This is a genomic window from Mesorhizobium sp. WSM4815, assembly GCF_055811575.1.
In genome coordinates, this window is sequence record NZ_JBVVQS010000082.1 from 74,812 (window position 1) to 93,698 (window position 18,887).

Annotated in this window: 21 protein-coding genes; 15 read left to right on the forward strand and 6 right to left on the reverse strand. The window is 63.1% G+C overall.

Translation table 11 applies throughout. The features are described 5' to 3' along the window. Positions 1 to 47: 47 nt before the first annotated feature. The 6 genes from fabF to fabD all read right to left on the reverse strand — a co-directional run bounded on the left by fabF (position 48) and on the right by fabD (position 4,047). Positions 48 to 1,310, reverse strand: coding sequence for a beta-ketoacyl-ACP synthase II (fabF, locus tag AC0L2B_RS07575; protein WP_473744796.1), 1,263 nt, complete (start codon positions 1,308 to 1,310; stop codon positions 48 to 50). 34 nt (positions 1,311 to 1,344) lie between these two features. Then, positions 1,345 to 1,581, reverse strand: coding sequence for an acyl carrier protein (locus AC0L2B_RS07580; protein WP_006203723.1), 237 nt, complete (start codon positions 1,579 to 1,581; stop codon positions 1,345 to 1,347). 189 nt (positions 1,582 to 1,770) lie between these two features. Then, on the reverse strand, positions 1,771 to 2,508 hold the full coding sequence (gene fabG / locus AC0L2B_RS07585) for a 3-oxoacyl-[acyl-carrier-protein] reductase (protein WP_292545697.1): 738 nt from the start codon (positions 2,506 to 2,508) through the stop codon (positions 1,771 to 1,773). A gap of 42 nt (positions 2,509 to 2,550) precedes the next feature. Next, on the reverse strand, positions 2,551 to 2,817 hold the full coding sequence (locus AC0L2B_RS07590) for a type II toxin-antitoxin system RelE family toxin (RefSeq protein WP_128247644.1): 267 nt from the start codon (positions 2,815 to 2,817) through the stop codon (positions 2,551 to 2,553). Beyond that, positions 2,801 to 3,022 carry a type II toxin-antitoxin system RelB family antitoxin gene (gene relB, locus AC0L2B_RS07595; protein ID WP_091590868.1) on the reverse strand — a complete coding sequence of 74 codons (222 nt, stop codon included), beginning with the start codon at positions 3,020 to 3,022 and terminating at the stop codon, positions 2,801 to 2,803. Before relB ends, AC0L2B_RS07590 begins: the two co-directional genes overlap by 17 nt. Before the next feature lie 83 nt (positions 3,023 to 3,105). Continuing rightward, a complete protein-coding gene (gene fabD, locus AC0L2B_RS07600) occupies positions 3,106 to 4,047 on the reverse strand; it encodes an ACP S-malonyltransferase (RefSeq protein WP_473744797.1) in 942 nt (313 codons plus the stop codon). Between the two features lie 266 nt (positions 4,048 to 4,313). On the opposite strand from fabD, the gene AC0L2B_RS07605 reads away from it, so the two are divergent. The 15 genes from AC0L2B_RS07605 (at position 4,314) to AC0L2B_RS07675 (ending at position 18,849) form a co-directional block, all read left to right on the forward strand. Further along, a complete protein-coding gene (locus AC0L2B_RS07605) occupies positions 4,314 to 6,239 on the forward strand; it encodes an LTA synthase family protein (protein WP_473744798.1) in 1,926 nt (641 codons plus the stop codon). A gap of 298 nt (positions 6,240 to 6,537) precedes the next feature. Then, complete coding sequence (gene rpsF / locus AC0L2B_RS07610) at positions 6,538 to 7,029, forward strand: 30S ribosomal protein S6 (protein ID WP_236371601.1); 492 nt, start codon at positions 6,538 to 6,540, stop codon at positions 7,027 to 7,029. Next, complete coding sequence (gene rpsR / locus AC0L2B_RS07615) at positions 7,029 to 7,277, forward strand: 30S ribosomal protein S18 (RefSeq protein ID WP_006203718.1); 249 nt, start codon at positions 7,029 to 7,031, stop codon at positions 7,275 to 7,277. Before rpsF ends, rpsR begins: the two co-directional genes overlap by 1 nt. A gap of 331 nt (positions 7,278 to 7,608) precedes the next feature. Beyond that, positions 7,609 to 8,193: a 50S ribosomal protein L9 gene (gene rplI / locus AC0L2B_RS07620; RefSeq protein ID WP_091590536.1), complete on the forward strand. Its 585-nt coding sequence runs from the start codon at positions 7,609 to 7,611 to the stop codon at positions 8,191 to 8,193. Between the two features lie 277 nt (positions 8,194 to 8,470). Then, entirely contained in the window at positions 8,471 to 9,760 is a 1,290-nt protein-coding gene (locus tag AC0L2B_RS07625; RefSeq protein ID WP_473744799.1) for a class I SAM-dependent methyltransferase, read from the forward strand. 80 nt (positions 9,761 to 9,840) lie between these two features. Continuing rightward, the gene (locus tag AC0L2B_RS07630; protein ID WP_287216711.1) at positions 9,841 to 10,164 is read left to right on the forward strand and encodes a YnfA family protein; all 324 of its coding nucleotides are present in this window, start codon (positions 9,841 to 9,843) and stop codon (positions 10,162 to 10,164) included. Between the two features lie 3 nt (positions 10,165 to 10,167). Beyond that, on the forward strand, positions 10,168 to 11,136 hold the full coding sequence (locus tag AC0L2B_RS07635; RefSeq protein ID WP_473744800.1) for a small ribosomal subunit Rsm22 family protein: 969 nt from the start codon (positions 10,168 to 10,170) through the stop codon (positions 11,134 to 11,136). Positions 11,137 to 11,343: 207 nt separating this feature from the next. Further along, positions 11,344 to 12,834, forward strand: coding sequence for a replicative DNA helicase (locus AC0L2B_RS07640; protein WP_023800713.1), 1,491 nt, complete (start codon positions 11,344 to 11,346; stop codon positions 12,832 to 12,834). Positions 12,835 to 12,836: 2 nt separating this feature from the next. After that, entirely contained in the window at positions 12,837 to 13,349 is a 513-nt protein-coding gene (locus AC0L2B_RS07645) for a hypothetical protein (protein WP_128247650.1), read from the forward strand. 80 nt (positions 13,350 to 13,429) lie between these two features. Further along, positions 13,430 to 14,833, forward strand: coding sequence for a DNA repair protein RadA (radA, locus tag AC0L2B_RS07650; protein WP_473744801.1), 1,404 nt, complete (start codon positions 13,430 to 13,432; stop codon positions 14,831 to 14,833). A gap of 27 nt (positions 14,834 to 14,860) precedes the next feature. Continuing rightward, a complete protein-coding gene (locus AC0L2B_RS07655) occupies positions 14,861 to 15,529 on the forward strand; it encodes a CvpA family protein (RefSeq protein WP_023800716.1) in 669 nt (222 codons plus the stop codon). A gap of 78 nt (positions 15,530 to 15,607) precedes the next feature. Continuing rightward, a complete protein-coding gene (gene purF, locus AC0L2B_RS07660; RefSeq protein WP_023800717.1) occupies positions 15,608 to 17,077 on the forward strand; it encodes an amidophosphoribosyltransferase in 1,470 nt (489 codons plus the stop codon). Between the two features lie 27 nt (positions 17,078 to 17,104). Beyond that, positions 17,105 to 17,395, forward strand: coding sequence for a hypothetical protein (locus AC0L2B_RS07665; RefSeq protein WP_473744802.1), 291 nt, complete (start codon positions 17,105 to 17,107; stop codon positions 17,393 to 17,395). Further along, positions 17,392 to 18,138, forward strand: a complete 747-nt coding sequence (locus AC0L2B_RS07670) for an SDR family NAD(P)-dependent oxidoreductase (RefSeq protein WP_473516001.1) — start codon at positions 17,392 to 17,394, stop codon at positions 18,136 to 18,138. Before AC0L2B_RS07665 ends, AC0L2B_RS07670 begins: the two co-directional genes overlap by 4 nt. A gap of 81 nt (positions 18,139 to 18,219) precedes the next feature. Next, a complete protein-coding gene (locus AC0L2B_RS07675; protein ID WP_473744803.1) occupies positions 18,220 to 18,849 on the forward strand; it encodes a hypothetical protein in 630 nt (209 codons plus the stop codon). Positions 18,850 to 18,887: the final 38 nt, after the last annotated feature.

The following is an 18,887-nucleotide window of genomic DNA, read 5'->3' on the forward strand; positions in this document are numbered from 1 at the left end:
ATGGCAAAATTGACGACACGCATAGACCGTGCCGGTCGGCGGACCGGTCAGCCATTGTAGCGCTGGAAGACCAGCGAGGCGTTGGTGCCGCCGAAGCCGAAGGAATTGGACAGCGCCACATCGATTTGGCGGGCGCGCGGCGTGTGCGGCACCAGGTCGATCGCCGTTTCGCGCTCCGGGTTGTCGAGATTGATGGTGGCCGGCGCGATGTTGTCGCGAATGGCGAGGATCGAATAAATCGCCTCGGCGGCGCCCGCCGCACCCAGAAGGTGGCCTATCGACGACTTGGTCGACGACATCGATATTTTCGACGCGGCGTTGCCGACCAGCCGCTCGACGGCGCCCAGCTCGATCGTGTCGGCCATGGTCGAGGTGCCGTGCGCATTGATGTAGTCGACGTCTGCGGGCGTCAGCTTGGCCCGGTTCAGCGCCGCCACCATGCAACGGAAGGCGCCGTCACCATCTTCGGCCGGCGCGGTGATGTGATAGGCATCGCCGGTCAAGCCGTAACCGGTGACCTCGGCATAGATCTTGGCGCCGCGCGCCTTGGCGTGTTCCAGTTCCTCCAGAATGACGACGCCGGCGCCCTCGCCCATGACGAAGCCGTCGCGGTCGCGGTCATAGGGACGCGAGGCCGTTTCCGGAGCGTCGTTGCGGTCGGTCGACAGCGCCCGGCAAGCGGCGAAGCCGGCGATCGACAGCCGCGTCACCGGCGCTTCCGTGCCGCCTGCGACCATCACGTCGGCATCGCCCCACATGATCAGCCGGGCGGCATCGCCGATGGCGTGCGCACCGGTGGAGCAAGCGGTGACGACGGCGTGGTTGGGGCCTTTCAGCCCATGCCGGATCGAAACCTGGCCGGATACAAGATTGATGATCTGGCCGGGGATGAAGAACGGGCTGATGCGGCGCGGACCGCGCTCCTTCAGGATCATCGCATTCTCGGCGATGCCTTCGATGCCGCCGATGCCGGAGCCGATCAGCACGCCGGTGGCGCACTGCTCTTCATGCGTCTTCGGCGCCCACCCCGAATCCTTCAGCGCCTCGTCGGCGGCCGCGATCCCGTAGAGGATGAAGTCGCCGATCTTGCGCAGTTCCTTCGGCTCGAGAACGGTCTCGGGATTGAAGGTGGCATTCTCACCATTGCCGCGCGGGATGACGTGGGCGACCTTGCAGGCAAGATCCTCCACCTCGAACTCGGTGATGCGCTTGGCTGCGCTGCGGCCGGTCAGAAGTTCCTTCCAGCCATGCTCAAAGCCTACGCCGAACGGCGAAAGCAGCCCAAGGCCCGTGACGACGACACGCCTCATCGCAGGTCCTCCTCGGTGATGACTGCAAATAGCGTCAGGCCGAAGCCTTGTCGATGTATTTCACCGCATCGCCGACAGTCAGGATGGTTTCGGCCGCATCGTCCGGGATCTCGACGCCGAATTCTTCTTCGAACGCCATGACGAGTTCGACCGTGTCGAGACTGTCCGCGCCCAGATCATCGATGAAGCTCGCCTGCTCCGTCACCTTGTCGGCATCGACGCCAAGGTGCTCGATAACGATCTTCTTGACGCGCTCTGCGGTGTCACTCATTTGGGCATCCTCGTCTTTTGTTTGTCTGTCTTCGTTAGCGGGCAGAATGCCGCTAATCAAGCTGAAAGATGGTCCTGTCGGAAACGCAACGGCACCGGACCGGTTTTTGCCCGAACCGCCGGGTTGCGGGCCGCATTACACGAAAATCGGCCGGGCTCCAAGGCGAAAAGGGGTGTTTTCCCGCAACTGTCAAATCATCGCCATGCCGCCATTGACGTGAATGGTCTGGCCGGTGACATAGGCCGCTTCGTTGGAAGCCAGGTAGGCGACGGCGGAGGCGACTTCGGCGCTGGTGCCCATGCGCCGTGTCGGAATCGCCGCCATGATCGCCTCTTTCTGCTTGTCGTTGAGCTTGTCGGTCATCGCCGATTCGATGAAGCCCGGGGCGACGCAGTTGACGGTGATGTTGCGCGTGGCGATCTCCTGCGCCAGCGACTTGGAAAAGCCGATCATGCCGGCCTTGGAGGCGCAGTAGTTGGTTTGGCCGGGATTGCCGGTGACGCCAACCACAGAGGTGATGTTGATGATGCGGCCATGCCGGCGCCGCATCATTGGATGGGTGAGTTCGCGGGTCAGCCGGAACACGGCGGTCAGGTTGACCTCGAGCACCGAATCCCAGTCGGCGTCCGCCATGCGCACGAACAGCCCGTCCTTGGTGATGCCGGCATTGTTGACGAGAATGTCGACGCCTTCGAGGTCGGCCTCGGCCTTCTGGCCGAGCGCCTTGACCTCGTCGCGATTGGAAAGGTTCGCCGGGAACAGCTTGACCCGGTCGCCGAGCTCGGCCGCCAGCGTTTCCAGCTTCTCGACGCGGGTGCCGTGCAGGCCGACGACAGCGCCCTGCGCATGCAGCACCCTGGCGATCGCCTCGCCGATGCCTCCCGATGCGCCTGTGACGAGCGCCTTGCGGCCGGTCAATTCGAACATGTCTTTGATCCTCTTCCAAATCGGACAGGCCGGCGAATGTGGCTACCTGTAGACATCACTGCGGTGGCCTATTGTAACCACCAGAATGACGAGCCGCTTGTCCTGCACATCGCAGATAATTCGATAATCCCCAACCCGGTACCTCCAAAAAGTCGCTAACGGTCCCTTCAGCGGCTTGCCGGCTTCACGCGGATTGTCGAGGGCGGCAATACGGTTCTCGATGAAGTCGCGGAGCCGGTGACGTGTCTGCGGATCCAGTTTTTCAATAAATTTGCGCGCCGAACGGGCATATTCAAGCGTCCAGGCCACGCCAGAAGTCCTCGGCTGTCATGACGTCCTCCTCGCCACTTCTGATCCGCTCCAGCACTTCGGCCGCGAGGTAATAGTCTTCCACGTCCTCAAGACCGCGCTCGATGAGCTCGCGCAGATAATAAGCTTTACTGCGGCCAGTCCTGGCCGCGAGAAAATCCAGACGCTCTTCGATTTCGGGGGCAAGTCGGATTGATGTCGGCATTCCGATCTCCTGTGAATACATGTATTCACATATCCCGACGAGGCTAAGAATTCAAGCGCCCGCATCAGCCGGACGCGCATGGTTCAATCGAGCGCCGCCAGCGCCGCCTCGACATCGGCCGGCGTGCCGACCGCACCGGTGGCGATGTCGCGGTTGATGCGCCGCGCCAGTCCCGACAACACCTTGCCGGCGCCCACCTCGTACAGCGTCGCGATGCCGTGGGCGCCAAACCATTCCACCGTTTCGCGCCAGCGCACGCGCCCCGTCACCTGTTCGACCAGGCGGTGGGCGATTGCATCCGGATCGCTGGACGGCGTGACCGACACGTTGGAAACCACGGGTACGAACGGCGCGTTCTTCGTCACGCCGGCCAGCGCCTCGCGCATGACCTCGGCCGCCGGTGCCATCAGCGCCGAATGGAAGGGCGCCGAGACCTGCAGCATCAGCACCCGCTTGGCGCCCTTTTCCGTGCACAGCTTCGCCGCCTGCTCGACGGCCGCCCTGGCGCCGGAGATCACCAGCTGGCCACCGCCATTGTCGTTCGCGATCTGGCAAATCGACTCTTTGGCCGCTTCAGCGCAGGCGGCTTCGACATCGGCCTGTTCCAGCCCGATGATCGCCGCCATCGCGCCCTCGCCGGCCGGCACAGCCGCCTGCATGGCATTGCCGCGGATACGCAAGAGCCGGGCGGCATCGGCGACCGAAACGAAACCGGCGGCGGCAAGTGCCGAATATTCGCCGAGCGAATGGCCGGCGACATAGGCGACCTTGTGCTTCAGCGAGACGCCGCGCGATTCCAGCGCCCGGATGGCGGCGAGCGACACAGCCATCAGCGCCGGCTGGGCATTGGCGGTCAGCGTCAGCCTCTCTTCCGGCCCTTCCCAGATCAGCTTCGACAGGTTTTCGCCGAGCGCGTCGTCGACCTCTTCGAAGATCTTCCGCGATTCCGGAAAGGCGTCGGCGAGGTCCCTGCCCATGCCGACAGCCTGGCTGCCCTGTCCCGGAAAGGTGAATGCGACGGCCATGCGTGCCTCCCAGCGGCTGATTTTTCCTGCCTGTGACGCAAGGCGGGCGGGCAAGTCAAGTCCGCTAGCACCCCGACCCGGGCCGCTCCGGCTCGGTATCGCTGGCCGAGTACCTGTTCCAAAAGGCTTTTTTTCGATCACTCATGATGAAAATCGCTCACGATTCGTTTGCTGGCTCTTCTTATTTCAGCCACAGACGCTAGCTTTTCGTGACATATCGATGACAGCTCAATGACACTTTTGTGTATGGTCGGGGGAATTGTAAGTTGGCAAGGATCAAGAAAGGCGTTGGCAAATCCGCGCCGCAGTTTCTGGAAGGCGATCCGGCCACCGGCTATCTGCCAGGCCGGAAATGGCCTGTTATCCGCTATGGCCTCGTCAGCCTTCTCGTCGCCACCATCCTGGTTTTTGCCATCGAACTGATCGTGCGCGGCGACTTTGCCGGCACCGTCGGCTTCTTCCTGCAGCCCTTCAAGCCGGGCTGGACCACCATCATCATCTTCGCGCTGATCCTGATCGGCCTCGATGCCGTGCTCGGCCGCAGCCACCAGAGCCTGATGATCGTCGCGCCGCTGACGCTGGCGCTGGCCTTTGTCGGCCACCAGAAATCGCTCTATCTCGGCGATCCGCTCTATCCGACCGATTTCCTCTATTCACGTCAGATCGTGGCGCTGATGCCGCTGCTGGTGCGCGAACGTCCGGGAACCGCCATCGCTCTGGCGGTCGGCATCGTCGGCAGCCTCTCGCTGCTCGTTTATGGCTGGCGGCTGTGGCGCCGCCGCGTACCGGCGCTCGGTCGCAAGGGGCGCCTGGCCCGGCTGACGCTGACCGTGCCGCTGCTCGCCTTCTTCGTGTCGATCATGGATTACGCGACGTTCTCGTGGACCCGCGACCGGCTGCAAATCATCCCGATCATGTGGGACCAGAAGGAAAATTACGCCTCCAACGGCTTCGCACTGGCCTTCGCCCTCAACGTGCCGATGGCCCATGTTCCCGCGCCTGCCGGCTACTCCGACAAGGCAATCGCGGCGATCGAAAGACCTGATGTGAAGGCATCGGTGCCGGCCGAGAAGCCAGACATCATCATCGTCATGAGCGAATCCTTCTGGGATCCGACCGAACTGCCCGGCGTCACCATCACGCCCGATCCGATTCCCAATGTGCGGGCGCTGCGCTCCGGTCACGTGTTCTCGCCCGAATTCGGCGGCATGACCGCCAATGTCGAGTTCGAGGCGCTGACCGGCTTTTCCAACGCCTTCCTGCCGGCCGGCAGCATCCCCTACCAGCAATATGTCCGCGCGCCGGTGCCGTCGATGGCGACGTTCCTGAAGAGCCAGGGCTATGAGACGCGCGCCATCCATCCGGGCACAAGCTGGTTCTGGAACCGAACGCCGGTCTATGCCGATTTCGGCTTCGATGACTTCAAGTCCGAAGAAAACATGCCATATCTCGAAAAGCGCGGGCCGCTGACGTCGGACGCGGCGATGACCGACGAGATCATCCGCGAAGCCGACGCCACGGACGATCCGTTCTTCTACTTCGCCGTCAGCCTGCAAAACCACGGACCCTACGAACCGAATCGCTATTACAATCCGACCCACAGGGTGCAGGCTCCGACCAGCCAGTGGGCAAAGGATTCGCTGCTGAGCTTCACGGAAGGCGCATCCGACGCCGACAAGAGCCTCGAGCGCCTCATCGAATGGGCGAAGAACCGGCGGCGACCGACGGTCATCGCCTTCTTCGGCGACCATCTGCCGCCGCTCGGTCCGGTCTATGTCGAGACCGGCTTCCTTAGGGATAACGTCGCGCCACGCAAGGGGCCGCCCGACCAGATGCTGCTGCATCACCGAACACCGCTGATCGTATGGTCCAACCGCACCGGTCCGGTCGCGGACATGGGCACTGTCAGTCCAGCCTTTCTGCCCTACCATGTCCTGACCACGGCCGGGATCAGCCACCCCTATTACACCGGCTTCCTCGGCCAGATGCGCGAGCGCTACAGCGTCGTCGACCGCAATTTGTTATTGACGCCGACGGGCGAGGACACGCCCGACTGGGCGCGCAAGAAGCAAATCGACCCGGCGATTCGCGATTTCCGCCTGCTGCAATACGACATGATGTTCGGCAAGCGCCGTGCAGCGCCCGATTTCTTCCCGGAGACGATGAACAAGCGGGTCCCGCATACAAGCTGAAGATGCGCGACATGTCGTCCTGAGCGCGGCGGTTTTTCGGCTCGCCCTTGTCTTGCGGCCAAATTCCTGTATAGACGCCCGCAATCTGCCGGTCCTTGCTGGGGGCTGAACGGAGGGCCGGAGGTTTTTCGAAACCTTCGTGTGGAGCCAGAAGCGCTTCCGCCTCCCGTGTCTCCGCTCTCGACCGTCTCGTCATGCTCCTTTCTTCCCCGCCCCGCCAGGGATCGCCGGGTCAGAGAAGTTGCAGAGGCTTTTGCCGCCGGGACCGGGAGAGAAACGAAGAAAGGCAAAGAACAATATGGCTCTTTACGAACATGTGTTTCTTGCCCGGCAGGACCTCTCGCAGCAGCAGGTCGATGCGCTTGTCGAACAGTACAAGGGCGTCATCTCCGCGAATGGCGGGTCCGTCGGCCGGGTCGAGAACTGGGGACTGAAGTCCCTCACCTACCGGGTCAACAAGAACCGGAAGGCATACTATACGCTGATGGACATCACCTGCCCGCCGGCCGCGCTCAACGAGATGGAGCGCCAGATGGGCCTGTCCGAGGATGTGCTGCGTTTCCTCACCATCAAGGTCGATGCGCATGAGGAAGGCCCGTCGGCAATGATGCAGAAGCGCGAAGAGCGCTCGGAACGCGGCGGCTTCGGCGACCGTGACCGTGGCCCGCGCTCGTTCGGCGACCGCGATCGCGGCGACCGTGGCGATCGCCCGCCACGCAGCTTCGGTGGCGATGGTGCAGACCGTGGCCCGCGCCGTCCGCGCGAAGCTGTTGAAGGGGGTGCAGAATAATGGTCGACATCAACCAGATCCCGACCCGGCGCCCGTTTCATCGCCGCCGCAAGACCTGTCCGTTCTCCGGCGCCAACGCGCCCAAGATCGACTACAAGGACGTGCGTCTTCTGCAGCGCTATATTTCCGAGCGCGGCAAGATCGTGCCGTCGCGCATCACCGCCGTCAGCCAGAAGAAGCAGCGCGAACTCGCCAAGGCGATCAAGCGCGCCCGCTTCCTCGGCCTGCTGCCCTACGTGGTTCGCTGACACTGATTAGTTGACCATGATCTTATCCGAAAACCGGTTTCCACTTTTCGGGATCATGGACAACACTGACTAGTGGACCATGATCTTTTCCGAAAACCGGTTTCCACTTTTCGGGATCATGGGCTAGCCAGCGGGCGGTTCGCCGCCCGCTTTTCCCACGGCGACGGGCGCCGCAGGGTTGCCATCAAATCCCGGGTTGAGGTGAAGGCCTCTAACTGCCGCGACAGGCAGGACAGCGACATCGGCGGCGACGCCCTCAGCTTCCTGACCTGTTCCAGACAATTCGGCGTCGATGCCAGTGATTTGGCGCCCCAAACGAAGGAACAAAACCATGGAAGTCATTCTTCTCGAACGCGTTTCCCGCCTCGGCCAGATGGGCGATACCGTCAAGGTCAAGGATGGATTCGCCCGCAACTTCCTGCTGCCGCAGGGCAAGGCGCTGCGCGCCAACGAAGCCAACAAGAAGAAATTCGAAGGCCAGCGCGCCCAGCTCGAAGCCCGCAACCTCGAGCGCAAGTCCGAGGCGATGCAGATTTCGGAGAAGCTGGACGGCAAGAGCTTCATCGCCGTGCGTTCGGCCGGCGAAACCGGCCAGCTCTACGGCTCGGTGTCGACCCGCGACATCGCCGAGTTGCTGACGGCGGAAGGTTTCTCGGTCAACCGCAACCAGATCCTGCTCAACCAGCCGATCAAGACCATCGGCCTGACCAATGTGGCGATCGCGCTGCATCCGGAAGTCGAGGTCACCATCACGCTCAACATCGCCCGCACGGCCGACGAAGCCGAGCGCCAGGCCAAGGGCGAGATGCTGACCACAGCCGAAGCCATCTATGGCGACGACATCAACGACAATGCGCGCCCGGACAACTTCTTCGATCCCAATGCCGAGTTCGAAGGCGGCGAAGACAACGGCTGATTGCACGTCACAAGGCGTCAGAGCGGCGCTTTAAAACGTATCGTCGGCTTCCAGTCATTTCTGGACCAACGCCCGGGCGCCTCGCCCGGGCTTTTTTGTGCCAAACGGAACTTTTCGACCCCCTATATCTTGATGCAGACTATAGCGCCGCGCGTCGTTTGGACGCGCAAAGGACGCTGCAGGACTTTGGTTCGGCGCATGATCCTTTCCGAAATCGATTTCGATTGTCGGGTCATGCGCCGAGACAGCGTGTCTGACCGAGAGGGGACATTTGTTCATGAATATTCTGCTGAAACGCATTCTCGACCGCCTGGTGCGCACCGGCAATCTCAAGGTCACCGGACCGAAAGGCCTCTCGGTGACTTTCGGTGACGGCAGCGGCGATCTGGTGCACATGCACATCAAGACCACGCATGCCGAGCGCGCCATCAGCTTCGATCCGATGCTGGCGGTGCCGGAAGCCTATATGGACGGTGAGCTCGATATACTCGAGGGCGGCGTGCTGGGGGTAATGCGCATCGCCTTCCAGAACATGGACAGCGGCGGCATCGATGCCACCTGGTCGAAGGCGATTGAAGGCCTGCGTCACGCCTTCCGCCGCCTGCAGCAGATCAACACGGCGGCGCGAGCGCGCCGCAACGTGCAGCGCCATTATGATCTGTCAGGCGACCTCTACAGACTCTTCCTCGACGAGGACATGCAGTATTCCTGCGCCTACTTCGAGCAGCCGGACATGACGCTCGACGAGGCGCAGGCAGCCAAGAAGCGCCACATTGCCGCCAAGCTCAGGCTGAAGGCCGGCCAGACGGTGCTGGACATCGGCTCCGGCTGGGGTGGGCTCGGTCTCTATCTCGCCAAGTCCTTCGACGTCGACGTGCAAGGCGTGACGTTGTCGACCGAGCAGCATGGCGTCGCCACCGACCGCGCCCATGCGCAAGGCCTGGAAAACCGCGTGCATTTCGAAGTGAGGGATTACCGCGAGCTCAACGAGCGCTTCGACCGCGTCGTCTCGGTCGGCATGTTCGAGCATGTCGGCGTCAACCACTACCGCACCTTCTTCGACAAATCGGCGACGCTCTTGAAGCCGGACGGCGTCATGCTGCTGCACACGATCGGCCGCTCCGGCGCGCCGTGGGCAACCAGCGCCTTCATCCGCAAATACATTTTCCCGGGCGGCTACGTCCCCTCGCTCTCGGAAGTGATGCCGGCGATCGAAAAGTCGGGCCTCATCGTCACCGACATCGAAGTCCTGCGGCTACATTATGCCGAGACGCTGAGACATTGGAGCCAGCGCTTTGCCGCCAACCGCGACAAGGCCAAGGCGATCTATGACGAACGGTTTTGCCGCATGTGGGAGTTCTATCTGGCAGCCTCGGAAGCCGCTTTCCGCTGGCAGGATCTGGTGGTCTTCCAAATCCAGATCGCCAAGAAGAACGACACGCTGCCGATGTCTCGTGACTATATGGCCAAATGCGAGAAGGCGTTGCAGCTGCGCGACATGGGGCATCGTCCAAAAGCCCCTACCGCCAAGCCCGCCCGGCGCCGCAAGGTGGCGGATATGGAATAGCCGGCGATCACGCCATTGCCGCTTGCCATTGCCGGCCCACACGCTGAAAAAGGTCTCGCCGTCGCCGCGAGACTTTTTTCATGACCTATCTCATCTACATCGTTGCTGCCCTTGCCGAGATCGCCGGCTGCTTTTCGATCTGGGCATGGTGGCGGCTGGAAAAGTCGCCGCTGTGGCTGGCGCCAGGCGTGGTCTCGCTCGCTTTGTTCGGCTTCCTGCTCGCGCTGGTAGACATCAGTGCTGCGGGCCGCGCCTATGCCGCCTATGGCGGCATCTACATCGCCGCCTCGCTCGGATGGCTGTGGCTGGTGGAAGGCGTGCGCCCCGACCGCTGGGACCTTGCCGGTTCCGCGCTCTGCATCGTTGGCGCCTCGGTGATCCTGCTCGCACCTCGGGGTGCCTGAGCTATGGAACTGCCTATCCCGCTTCGACAGGGCGTCGAGCGCCTCCTCGAAAAAGTGCCGCTGCCGACGCTGAAACAAGCGGCAAAAACGCTGTCGGACCGCTATCGCGCCGAACTGCGCGACGGCCGCCTGCATATGGCCGAGGAGATCGCGGTCAAGGCCTATCTGGCGACGCGGCTGCCGGCGACTTATGCCGCTGTCCGTGCCAGTCTCGATGCGCTCAGCGAGGCAAGGCCCGATCATGCACCCAAAACCCTGCTCGACGTCGGCGCCGGCCCCGGGACCGTGCTTTGGGCTGCGCTCGATCTCTGGCCCGACCTCGAGCAGGCGGTGCTGATCGAGGCGAGCGCCGCGGTGCGCCGGGTCGGCGCGGCGCTTGCCGCTGAGGCGATGACGGCCAGGGTCGCCTGGCTGGCCGGCGATGTCAGCCTCGATCTCGCCGATCTCAAGCCGGCCGAGCTGGTCACCTGCGCCTATGTGCTGGACGAGATCGTACCAGCGTCGCTGCCAACACTCATCGACCGGCTCTGGCACCTGACCAACGACACGCTGCTGGTCGTCGAGCCGGGCACGCCGGCCGGATGGCAGCGCATTCTTGCCGTGCGCCGACAGCTGATCGAGGCGGGCGCGCACGTGCTTGCGCCTTGCCCGCATGCGGCTCGCTGCCCGCTCGTGCCGCCCGACTGGTGCCATTTTTCGCGCCGTGTCGCGCGTTCGCGCCTGCACCGGCTGGCCAAGGACGCCGACGTGCCATGGGAGGACGAGAAATTCATCTATGTCGCTGCCTCCCGCCACGCCGTTGCCCCGCCGCAGGCGCGTGTGATCGCACCGCCGAAATCGGGCTCGGGCAAGGTCCTGCTGAAACTTTGCGAAAAGGACGGCAGCGCCGACGAGAAACTGTTCACCAAGCGCGACGGCGAGATGTTCAAGGCAGCGCGGCGGCTCGACTGGGGCGACGCACTGCCGGGGTGATTGGCAGCTATTTTCCTGTTTTGTTCTCGCCCGAGAACGGCTAGGCTCGCCATCTTGATTCGAGTCAATCGAGATTCTTTCCACCGAAAAAACTTGGCTGTGAATCGCGGGCACCGAAGCTGATTGAATGAAGACTGATGCAGATAAGTCATCACCGACCTATCCCGTTACTGATATCGAGAGACCGGCATCGAAATCGGGGACGTAATGGCAGAGGCAGCACGAAAATTCGGCGTGGCGGAAACACCGCTCTATCGCGAGGCACCGAACAACATCGAGGCCGAGCAGGCGCTGCTCGGCGCCATTCTCGTCAACAACGACGCCTTCTACCGCGTGTCGGATTTCCTGAAATCCGGCCATTTTTACGAGCCGCTGCACAGAAAGATCTTTGAGGTCGCCGCCGAACTCATTCGTATGGGCAAGATAGCAACGCCGATCACGCTGAAGACCTTTCTGCCGGCCGACGAGAGGGTCGGCGACATGACGGTTGCGCAATATGTCGTACGGCTGGCCGTCGAGGCGGTCACCGTCGTCAATGCCGCCGACTACGGCCGCGCCATCTATGATCTCGCCACGCGACGCGCCCTGATCACCGTCGGCGAAGACATGGTCAACATCGCCTACGACGCGCCGGTCGACATGTCGCCATCCGAGCAGATCGAGGACGCCGAGCGGCGCCTGTTCGAACTGGCCGAGACCGGCCGCTACGATGGCGGCTTCGAGAGCTTCACCGACGCGGTCAAGACCGCAGTCGACATGGCCAACGCCGCCTATATGCGCGACGGGCACCTGTCGGGCGTCGCCACGGGCCTGCGCGATCTCGACCGCCGCATGGGCGGCCTGCAGCCGTCCGATCTGATCATCATCGCCGGCCGCCCGGGCATGGGCAAGACCTCGCTTGCCACCAACATGGCCTTCAACATCGCCGAAGCCTATGTGCCGGCGCAACAGGCCGACGGTTCGTTCAAGGCGGCAAATGGCGGCGTCGTCGGCTTCTTCTCGCTCGAAATGTCGTCGGAACAGCTCGCCACCCGCATCATTTCCGAACAGACCGAAATCCCGTCGTCGAAAATCCGCCGCGGCGAGATCAGCGAAATGGATTTCGAAAAGCTGGTCGCCTGTTCGCAGACCATGCAGAAGATCCCGCTGTTCATCGACCAGACCGGCGGCATCTCGATCGCCCAGCTGTCGGCACGGGCGCGGCGGCTGAAGCGCCAGCGCGGCCTCGACGTCATCGTCATCGACTATATCCAGCTGATGCAAGGGTCGAGCGCCAAATCTTCGCAGAACCGCGTGCAGGAGATCACCGAGATCACCACCGGCCTGAAGGCGCTGGCCAAGGAGCTTGCCGTGCCGATCATCGCGCTGTCGCAGCTGTCGCGTCAGGTCGAAAGCCGCGACGACAAGCGCCCGCAGCTCTCGGACCTGCGCGAATCGGGTTCGATCGAGCAGGACGCCGACGTGGTGATGTTCGTCTACCGCGAGGAATATTATCTGAAGAACCGCGAGCCGAAGCCCGGCACCGACGAATACATCAAATGGGAACACGAGATGAACGAGATGCGCGGCAAGGCCGAGGTCATCGTCGCCAAGCAGCGCCATGGACCGACCGGCTCGGTCAGCCTCGCCTTCCAGGGCGAGTTCACCCGCTTCTCCGACCTCGCCGAGGAGCATCATATTGCGGAGAGGTTTGAGTAGGCATGGGTAAGCGTTTCAGGTTTTCTGTCCGCCTGACTCTCGTGCTCGTCAGCGCGGCTGTCCTGCCTGACGTCGCTTCAGCTTGTTCAATGCCTGCAAACTGGACGCCACAACGAGCATTTGCTGAGGCGGCCCTGGTGTTCCGAGGCTTGGTGACAGCCACAGAGCTTAGTCCGACAAAGCTTGGAATTGTCGCAGCCGATGAGGGTGATGGTCGGATACTGGTTAACGTTCGCTACGAGACAATGGAGGTGTTCAAGGGCAACCCGGAACCGAATGGTGTGATCTCCACGACCACTCTGATCATGGGAGGATGCGGCGTGCCTGTTCTGGCTGGGCAAAATTTCTTGTTTTACGTCGACGCGATTGATGAGGAGGCGCGAAAAACGCAGCCTGAGTTTGCAGGCCAAACTCAAGGCATGATCTCCATTTACGACACCCAGATGCTGTCGCCCAATCCGCAGTTGCTCGATGAGTCGCTTGCCGAAGTACGCGCTCTCGCCAAGAAACACTGAATTGTATCCGCGCTCGCCAAATCCCGGCCGAAAATGCGGACGTTCTCGATCCGCCTCCCTTCTAAGGTATGCGAGATTTCATGGCTAAATCGCGCGTCCAGTTCATCTGCCAGAATTGCGGTTCGGTGCATCAGCGCTGGGCTGGCAAATGCGATGCCTGCGGCGAGTGGAACACGCTGGTCGAGGAAGGCACGTCCGGCGGCATCGGGTCGGGCCCGGCCAACACCCGCAATGCGCGCAAGGGCCGCGCCGTGGTGCTCACGACCTTGTCCGGCGACATCGAGGACGCGCCACGCATCGTTTCCGGCATCGGCGAACTCGACCGCGCTACCGGCGGCGGTTTCGTGCGCGGCTCGGCCCTGCTGGTCGGCGGCGATCCCGGCATCGGCAAGTCGACGCTGTTGACCCAGGCGGCCGCAGCACTGGCGTCCAAGGGCCACCGCATCGTCTACGTCTCGGGCGAAGAGGCGGTCGCCCAGATCAGGCTGCGTGCGCAGCGGCTCGGCGTCGCCGATACTCCGGTGGAGCTTGCCGCCGAAACCAATGTCGAGGACATCCTCGCCACCATCGCCGACGGCAAGCGGCCGGACCTGGTGATCCTCGATTCGATCCAGACCTTGTGGACCGACATGGCCGATTCGGCACCCGGCACCGTCACCCAGGTGCGTGCCGCCGCCCAGGCGATGATCCGCTATGCCAAATCCACAGGGGCGGCGATCGTGCTTGTCGGCCACGTCACCAAGGAAGGCCAGATCGCCGGGCCGCGCGTCGTCGAGCATATGGTCGACGCGGTGCTTTATTTCGAGGGCGAAGGCGGCCACCACTACCGCATCCTGCGCACGGTCAAGAACCGCTTCGGACCGACCGACGAGATCGGCGTGTTCGAAATGTCTGATATGGGCCTGCGCGAGGTCGCCAATCCATCCGAGCTTTTTCTCGGCGAACGCCATGCGAAAGCGCCGGGCGCCGCCGTTTTCGCCGGCATGGAAGGTACCAGGCCGGTGCTGGTCGAGATCCAGGCGCTGGTGGCGCCGTCGTCGCTGGGCACGCCGCGCCGCGCCGTCGTCGGCTGGGACGGCGCCCGGCTGTCGATGATCCTTGCCGTCCTTGAAGCCCATTGCGGGGTCCGCTTTGGCACGCATGACGTCTATCTCAACGTCGCCGGCGGCTACCGTATCTCGGAGCCGGCCGCCGATCTGGCGGTGGCGGCCGCACTGGTTTCCTCGCTCACCGGTCTTGCCCTTCCCGCCGATTGCGTCTATTTCGGCGAAATCAGCCTTTCGGGCGCCGTGAGGCCGGTTGCGCACGCGCAGCAGCGCCTGAAGGAAGCCGAAAAGCTGGGTTTTGGAAGCGCGGTTCTGCCCTTGGGCAGCGAGGAACTTGCCGGGGGGATAGGGGCCGGCGCTTTCCAGCCCACCGAGCTTGCCGATCTCGTGGCGCGCATAGCCGGCTCACGGCGCAGCCGCGCCGACGAGGAAGAATGACGCGGCTCATGAAGTGGGGCAAAAGACATGCCGATTACGCTGCTTGACGGAATTCTCGTCGGCTTCACCTTGGTCTCGGCGATGCTCGCCATGGTTCGCGGCTTTTCGCGCGAGGTCCTTTCCGTCATCTCCTGGATAGCGGCGGCCGCGGCAGCGTTCTTTTTCTACCAACCGGTCCTGCCTTACGTTCAGCCCTATGTCGACAATGAGAAGATTGCCATGGTGGTGGCCGCCGGCATCGTCTTCATCGTCGCGCTGATCGTCGTCTCCATCATCACCATGAAGCTCGCCGACTGGATCATCGATTCCAGGGTCGGCGCGCTCGACCGCACGCTTGGTTTCCTCTATGGCGCGGCGCGCGGCATCCTGGTCGTCGCGGTGGCCCTGCTGTTCTTCAACTGGCTGGCCGGCCCCAAGGCTCCGGGCTGGGTCGCCGATGCCAAGTCGCGGCCGCTGCTCGAATCGATCGGCGCCAAGCTCGAAAGCCTGCTGCCCGAGGATCCGGAAAACGCGATCCTCAACAGGCTCAATCCGAATCAGCCGGCACCCGAGACCGGCGCCGAGACACCTCCGGCAGCGGATGCACCCGCGGCGGACGCACCGGCGACCGGCGACGATGCTCCGGCGCCCGACGGCAGCGAGACCGACGCACCACCGGCCGACAATGCACCGGCCAATCCGGCGCCGGCAAACTGACGATCATGTGAAGGCCGCAAACTCTACGTTGCTCTCGAGCCGTCATCACACTATATAGCGACTTTAGCGGAGCTGAAGATGGCAGACGCAGACGACGTGCTTTCCGCCGAGGCTGACGATCATTTCCATGACGAATGCGGCGTGTTCGGTATTTTTGGCCGGCAGGACGCTGCGGCTATCGTCACGCTCGGCCTGCATGCGTTGCAGCACCGGGGCCAGGAAGCGGCCGGTATCGTTTCCTATGACGGCACCCAGTTCCATGTCGAACATCATGTCGGCCTGATCGGCGATACGTTCACCAAACAGCGCGTCATCGACAGCCTGCAAGGCAACCGCGCCATCGGCCACACGCGCTACGCCACCACCGGCGGCGCCGGCCAGCGCAACATCCAGCCGTTTTTCGCCGAGCTCGCCGATGGCGGCTTCGCCGTCGCCCACAACGGCAACCTCACCAACGCCATGACGGTGCAGCGCGCGCTTCAGAAACAGGGCGCGATCTTCTCGTCGACCTCCGACACCGAGACACTGCTGCATCTGGTCGCCACCAGCAGGGAACGCGATCTCAACTCGCGCTTCATCGATGCGGTGCGCCAGGTCGAAGGTGCCTTCTCGCTGGTGGCGATGACTTCAAAGAAGATGATCGGCTGCCGCGATCCGCTCGGCATCCGGCCGCTGGTGCTCGGCGATCTCGACGGCGCCTGGATCCTGGCTTCCGAAACCTGCGCGCTCGACATCATCGGCGCGCGTTTCGTGCGCGACCTGAAGCCCGGCGAGATGGTCGTCGTCACCGCCAAGGGCATAGAGAGCCTGTTTCCGTTCGAGCCGCAGAAAACCCGCTTCTGCATCTTCGAATATGTTTATTTCGCGCGTCCGGATTCGTCGGTCGAGGGCCGCAACGTCTACGAGGTACGCAAGCGCATCGGCGCCGAGCTGGCGCTCGAAAGCCCGGTCGAGGCCGACATCGTCGTGCCGGTGCCGGACAGCGGCACTCCGGCGGCGATCGGCTTTTCGCAAGCCGCGGGCATCCCGTTCGAGCTCGGCATTATCCGCAATCACTATGTCGGCCGCACCTTCATCCAGCCCGGCGATTCGATCCGCCACATGGGCGTCAAGCTCAAGCATAACGCCAACCGCCGCATGATCGAAGGCAAGCGCGTGGTGCTGGTCGACGATTCGATCGTGCGCGGTACCACCAGCCAGAAGATCGTGCAGATGGTGCGCGATGCCGGCGCCAAGGAAGTGCACATGCGCATCGCCTCGCCGCCGACGCGCGCTTCCTGTTTCTACGGCGTCGATACGCCGGAGAAGTCGAAGCTGCTGGCGTCGCGCATGTCGGTGGAAGAGATGGCCGAATTCATCCGCGTCGATTCGCTCGGTTTCCTGTCGATCGACGGGCTCTACCGCGCAGTCGGCGAGGCCGGCCGCGACAATGAGCAGCCGCAATTCTGCGACGCCTGCTTCACCGGGCAATATCCGACCCGGCTTGCCGATTTCGAAGGTTCGGACAATGTGCGCACGCTGTCGCTGCTGGCGGCGGGCGGGGCGTAGAATTCCAACTCCGGAGCGAGGTGAGACATGAGCACTCGAAGGGGCTTGTGGAAGAACCTCAGTGATTCATTCTCTTTTGCGAAATCCTTGCTCAAAGATCAGATAGATTCCGAGGTCGATATTGAGACGCCTCTTGGTAGCGGGTTTCTTTTTTGCCAAGTGAGAGAGTCAAGGGAGACCCAAAACAGATACGTCGTCGTCAAAGCTATCGGCGGTGATTCAACAGTTTTTGTTCCTCTTGATGAGAATTCCGCCAAGCAGTTGATTTCCTTCCTTCAGCTGTCGTTCTTAGACCAGCAAGCCAAGAATAACTCATGACCCCTGCCCTCGACCTTTCCGGCCGCGTCGCGGTCGTCACCGGTGCCTCGCGCGGCATCGGCTACTTCATCGCCCTGGAACTTGCCGCCGCCGGCGCACACGTCATCGCCGTTGCCCGCACCGTCGGTGGGCTGGAGGAACTCGACGACCAGATCAAGGCGGCGGGCGGACAAGCCACGCTTGTGCCGCTCGACCTCGCCGACATGGCCGGCATCGACCGGCTGGGCGGCGCCATCCATGAGCGATGGGGCAAGCTCGATATCTTGGTCGCCAATGCGGCGGTGCTCGGCGTCATCTCGCCGATCGGCCATGTCGAGGCCAAGACTTTCGAGAAAGTTATGACCATCAACGTTACCTCGACATGGCGGCTGATCCGCTCGGTCGACCCGTTGCTCAGGCTCTCCGACGCAGGCCGTGCCATCGTGCTTTCCTCCAATGCCGCCCATTCGGCGCGGGCCTTCTGGGCGCCCTACGCGGCGTCGAAGGCGGCAGTCGAGACCATGATGCGTTCCTGGGCGCATGAGACGGAAAACCTGGCCCTCAGGGTCAATGCCGCCGATCCCGGCGCCACCCGCACCGCCATGCGTGCGCAGGCGGTGCCCGGTGAGGATCCGGAGACGCTGCCGCATCCCCAGGAGATCGCCAAACGCATCGTGCCGCTGGCCAGCCCTGCGCTTACGGAAACCGGGCTGATCTTCCAGGCCAAGCACAACCGCTTTGTTGCCTACCGGCAACCGGAGTAGACGCATCGCGCATTTCGACGGACGAATTGCGCCGCCGCCGACGTTATTGGAATGCCAGATTTTCCGAAACGGAGGACCACCATGCGCAGACTGCTTCTCGTCACCGCCGCTGCATCGCTGGCAGCCATCGGCGTCGCATCCTCGCAGGATGCGACGATGAGCTTCTTCGTCACCAGCGTCGGCTCGGGCAAGGGCGCCGATCTCGGCGGCCTCGCGGGCGCCGATGCGCATTGCGCCTCGCTGGCTGAAGCCGCGGGCGTTACGGGCAAGACATGGCACGCCTACCTCTCGACCAGCGACACCGATGCACGCGATCGCATTGGCACGGGACCGTGGTTCAACGCCAAGGGCGTCAAGATCGCCGACGATGTCGCTTCGCTGCATAGCGATGCCAACGCCATCACCAAGCAGACGGCGCTCAACGAAAAGGGCGAAGTGATCAACGGCCGCGGCGACAAGCCCAACCGCCACGACGTGCTGACCGGGTCCAAGCCCGACGGCACGAAAATTGCCGACCAGACCTGCGGCGACTGGACGCTCAGCGGAGCGGAAGGTGCGGCAATGACGGGCCATCACGACCGCACCGGTCTCGACGATTCGGCCGCCGCCAAATCGTGGAATTCCTCGCACGCTTCACGCGGCGGCTGCAGTCAGGAGGCACTGAGGAGCACCGGCGGCGACGGCCTGTTCTACTGCTTTGCCGTGAACTGAGCCGGCCCAACAAATGCAGAACACGCTGGCGTGGCGAC

What these genes read in the sequence shown, in the direction of transcription:
- fabF (WP_473744796.1), bottom strand. Translation starts at nt 1,310, where the DNA reads ATGAGGCGTGTCGTCGTCACGGGCCTTGGGCTGCTTTCGCCGTTCGGC.
- AC0L2B_RS07580 (WP_006203723.1), bottom strand. Translation starts at nt 1,581, where the DNA reads ATGAGTGACACCGCAGAGCGCGTCAAGAAGATCGTTATCGAGCACCTT.
- fabG (WP_292545697.1), bottom strand. Translation starts at nt 2,508, where the DNA reads ATGTTCGAATTGACCGGCCGCAAGGCGCTCGTCACAGGCGCATCGGGA.
- relB (WP_091590868.1), bottom strand. Translation starts at nt 3,022, where the DNA reads ATGCCGACATCAATCCGACTTGCCCCCGAAATCGAAGAGCGTCTGGAT.
- fabD (WP_473744797.1), bottom strand. Translation starts at nt 4,047, where the DNA reads ATGGCCGTCGCATTCACCTTTCCGGGACAGGGCAGCCAGGCTGTCGGC.
- rpsF (WP_236371601.1), top strand. Translation starts at nt 6,538, where the DNA reads ATGGCTCTTTACGAACATGTGTTTCTTGCCCGGCAGGACCTCTCGCAG.
- rpsR (WP_006203718.1), top strand. Translation starts at nt 7,029, where the DNA reads ATGGTCGACATCAACCAGATCCCGACCCGGCGCCCGTTTCATCGCCGC.
- rplI (WP_091590536.1), top strand. Translation starts at nt 7,609, where the DNA reads ATGGAAGTCATTCTTCTCGAACGCGTTTCCCGCCTCGGCCAGATGGGC.
- AC0L2B_RS07625 (WP_473744799.1), top strand. Translation starts at nt 8,471, where the DNA reads ATGAATATTCTGCTGAAACGCATTCTCGACCGCCTGGTGCGCACCGGC.
- AC0L2B_RS07630 (WP_287216711.1), top strand. Translation starts at nt 9,841, where the DNA reads ATGACCTATCTCATCTACATCGTTGCTGCCCTTGCCGAGATCGCCGGC.
- AC0L2B_RS07635 (WP_473744800.1), top strand. Translation starts at nt 10,168, where the DNA reads ATGGAACTGCCTATCCCGCTTCGACAGGGCGTCGAGCGCCTCCTCGAA.
- AC0L2B_RS07640 (WP_023800713.1), top strand. Translation starts at nt 11,344, where the DNA reads ATGGCAGAGGCAGCACGAAAATTCGGCGTGGCGGAAACACCGCTCTAT.
- AC0L2B_RS07645 (WP_128247650.1), top strand. Translation starts at nt 12,837, where the DNA reads ATGGGTAAGCGTTTCAGGTTTTCTGTCCGCCTGACTCTCGTGCTCGTC.
- radA (WP_473744801.1), top strand. Translation starts at nt 13,430, where the DNA reads ATGGCTAAATCGCGCGTCCAGTTCATCTGCCAGAATTGCGGTTCGGTG.
- AC0L2B_RS07655 (WP_023800716.1), top strand. Translation starts at nt 14,861, where the DNA reads ATGCCGATTACGCTGCTTGACGGAATTCTCGTCGGCTTCACCTTGGTC.
- purF (WP_023800717.1), top strand. Translation starts at nt 15,608, where the DNA reads ATGGCAGACGCAGACGACGTGCTTTCCGCCGAGGCTGACGATCATTTC.
- AC0L2B_RS07665 (WP_473744802.1), top strand. Translation starts at nt 17,105, where the DNA reads ATGAGCACTCGAAGGGGCTTGTGGAAGAACCTCAGTGATTCATTCTCT.
- AC0L2B_RS07670 (WP_473516001.1), top strand. Translation starts at nt 17,392, where the DNA reads ATGACCCCTGCCCTCGACCTTTCCGGCCGCGTCGCGGTCGTCACCGGT.
- AC0L2B_RS07675 (WP_473744803.1), top strand. Translation starts at nt 18,220, where the DNA reads ATGCGCAGACTGCTTCTCGTCACCGCCGCTGCATCGCTGGCAGCCATC.